Source organism: Peribacillus sp. P4_C12 (assembly GCF_056402095.1).
On sequence record NZ_JBFUIB010000480.1, the window covers coordinates 1 to 2,752 of the forward strand.

Annotated in this window: 5 protein-coding genes; 1 reads left to right on the forward strand and 4 read right to left on the reverse strand. The window is 36.8% G+C overall.

Features of this window, described 5'->3' with window-relative positions; genetic code table 11:
• From AC1DUW_RS25205 to AC1DUW_RS25215, 3 genes are all read right to left on the reverse strand, one after another.
• A partial coding sequence (locus AC1DUW_RS25205; RefSeq protein WP_477643757.1) for a cell wall hydrolase occupies positions 1-492 on the reverse strand: 492 nt, incomplete at its 3' end.
• Positions 493-625: 133 nt separating this feature from the next.
• Positions 626-1,201 (reverse strand): GNAT family N-acetyltransferase, encoded by a 576-nt coding sequence (locus tag AC1DUW_RS25210; RefSeq protein WP_053346552.1) that lies wholly within the window; start codon positions 1,199-1,201, stop codon positions 626-628.
• Positions 1,202-1,243: 42 nt separating this feature from the next.
• Complete coding sequence (locus AC1DUW_RS25215) at positions 1,244-1,642, reverse strand: secondary thiamine-phosphate synthase enzyme YjbQ (RefSeq protein WP_053346553.1); 399 nt, start codon at positions 1,640-1,642, stop codon at positions 1,244-1,246.
• Between the two features lie 195 nt (positions 1,643-1,837).
• Between AC1DUW_RS25215 and AC1DUW_RS25220 the strand changes: the two genes are divergently transcribed.
• Positions 1,838-2,206: a VOC family protein gene (locus tag AC1DUW_RS25220; RefSeq protein ID WP_053346554.1), complete on the forward strand. Its 369-nt coding sequence runs from the start codon at positions 1,838-1,840 to the stop codon at positions 2,204-2,206.
• Between the two features lie 44 nt (positions 2,207-2,250).
• On the opposite strand, the gene AC1DUW_RS25225 is transcribed toward AC1DUW_RS25220, so the two are convergent.
• A partial coding sequence (locus AC1DUW_RS25225; RefSeq protein ID WP_477643758.1) for a fructose-specific PTS transporter subunit EIIC occupies positions 2,251-2,752 on the reverse strand: 502 nt, incomplete at its 5' end.

Below are 2,752 nucleotides of genomic sequence, written 5' to 3' on the forward strand. Positions count from 1 at the left end.
GCCATGGATCGCTATAGCTTCATTTACAGCTCTCTTAGCATCAGCTCCTGCTGCTTTATTAATACTACCATCACCAACAGGGGAGAATTGATTTTTTTGATAAATCACTTCACGGATCGTATCGGGAAATTCATTGCTATCTAGGCGATTCAAAACAACTCCCGCAACCTCGACCTTTCCTCGGTATGGCTCTCCTTTTGCTTCAGCATGCACCAGCCTAGCTAATAGATCTTTATCATTTTCACTCATTACATGAGGAATAATCAATGTTTTACCTGGATCGGCAACATTATTTTCATTATGATTGACTTCTTTTAACGTACCAATTGGCACTCCGTATTGCTTCGCAATATCCCATATCGATTCACCTTGCTTAATGACATGTTTTTTTGCGCCATTAGAAGCTTTACTTATGGTTCCAAAAGGGAATGCTATTCCAAGTACGATGACGCTTAGAGTTATTATCACTGTTAATAATGATGATAATTTCATCCTGTAACCTCCTTGTTAAGCATCTACCTAGGATAACAGACCCAATTGGAGAAAACAGTGCTAAATTATTTCCAAGGGAATCCAGGTAAAATATTACACACTTTGAATTTTTATTTAACTCTTTCAAATCCGCTTAATTATTTATTTGAAGGGATTCCCATTCTTCACGTAAAATTCCCATCCTTATGGAGTCGTAATAATAACCATCAAAATAACGGCATTTCCTCATTCTTCCTTCAAGCTGCATACCTACTTTTAATGCAACAGCCATCATCCGCTCATTTCCTGACCAGGTCGTCAGTCCAACCCGTTCGATTTCAATGTTTTCAAATAAATAGGTGATAAACAACTTTATGGCTTCCGTTCCATATCCGCCATTCCAATAATTGGCCTCAAAAATAGTAATACCGATTTCAAGCCATCGCGATGGTTCGTGTTCCCAATAATATACAATTGATCCGATTATTTGATGATCCTTTTCCATTATTAACTCGGAGTATACTCCTATTTTCTCATCATAGTTCCGATGTTTCTCTTCTTTATCAATATACGTATTAAAATCAATGAGTTCGTGAGGATAATATGGTGCATCCCATTTTTTCCACTCTGGATTCTCTTCCCCATACTTTAAGCTCCACAAAAGTTTTAAATCATCTTTTTTTACGTTTCTCAATACTACATTTCTTCCTTTAATCCAAACATCATCCAATCTGATTCCTCCTATTTTACCCTTACCTGACTATTCCTAGCCTTAACTAGTCAATTTGATAAAGTACTGCCTCTCTCTAGGACCATCGAATTCACAAAAATAAAGACCCTGCCATGTACCCAGAATCAAACTTCCTTTATGAATAATCACTTGTTGTGACGAACCGACCGTACTTGATTTCAAATGGGCTGCAGTATTCCCTTCCATATGTAGATCTAGAGTATGATTCCATGGATATTGCTCGTCCAGCCTCCTTAGCATATCCTTTTTGACGTCTGGATCCGCATTTTCATTAATCGTGATTCCAGCAGTAGTATGTGAACAATATACAAGAGCTATGCCCTCTTGAATACCAGTTTCCGTGATAAATGCCTGCACTTCTGTTGTAACATCAATCATATCATCCCTTTTAGTAGTTTTTAATGAATTTTTCTTCAGCATACACGTTCCACTCCTTTAATAACTTTTTATACACATACCCAAAAACATTTGAAATCATACCTTATTCGTTTAATTATGCAGAATTAAATAGTAAAAATAAGAATAACTTATCAACATTAATAAATAGATTAATCTGTTCTTATTAGCAGTATTGCATTAAAATTGGATATATAAGGAATGAGGAGGCGTATTAAGATGAGCTTTAATTTTAAATCCATCGATCATTTCCAATTAGCATCTCCTAAAAATACAGAAGAGATAGCAAGGAAGTTTTTCACTAATGTTTTAAAGTTTCAGGAAATTGATAAACCTGATACATTAAAGTCCAATGGAGGAGTATGGTTTAAATCTGGATCGATCCAAATACATATTGGAACCGAAGATCATTTTATTCCAGCAAGGAAAGCCCATCCAGCTCTAGAAGTTGAAAATCTAGTAGACCTTAAACAACATCTAATAAGTAATGATATACCTTTTATTGAAGATAAAAAGCTACCAGGAGCAAATCGAATTTATGTATTCGACCCCTTTGGTAATCGAATTGAAATTTTAGAGTGGATATGAAAAAAGCGGGTTCAATGATTATTGAACCCGCCTTTTTTCGTGATTTATTTCTGTTTCTTTTTCCAGATTCCCAATATAAACGCAGTAATAAGAGAACCTATTAATATTGCCAGCATATAGCGAAATGGATGATTGACTAGCGGGATAACAAATATACCGCCATGTGGTGCCGGAAGAGTGACGTTAAAAGCCATCGACAGTGCACCAGCTGTTGCAGCCCCGATTACACTGCTTACGATAACTCGAAAAGGGTCAGCTGCCGCAAAAGGAATAGCTCCTTCTGTAATGAATGATGCACCCATAAAGTAATTAGTGAATCCAGATTTTCTTTCCATTTCACTGAATTTACTTTTAAAGAATGTAGTCGCAAAGGCAATTCCGAGAGGAGGTACCATTCCACCTGCCATTACGGCAGCATGAGGCCCGAAACTTTGTGCTTCAATAGCTGCAAGTCCGAAAGTGAAAGCCGCTTTATTCAGGGGTCCACCCATATCTACAGCCATCATACCTCCTAGAATCAATCCAAGCAAAATAGCATTCGTACTA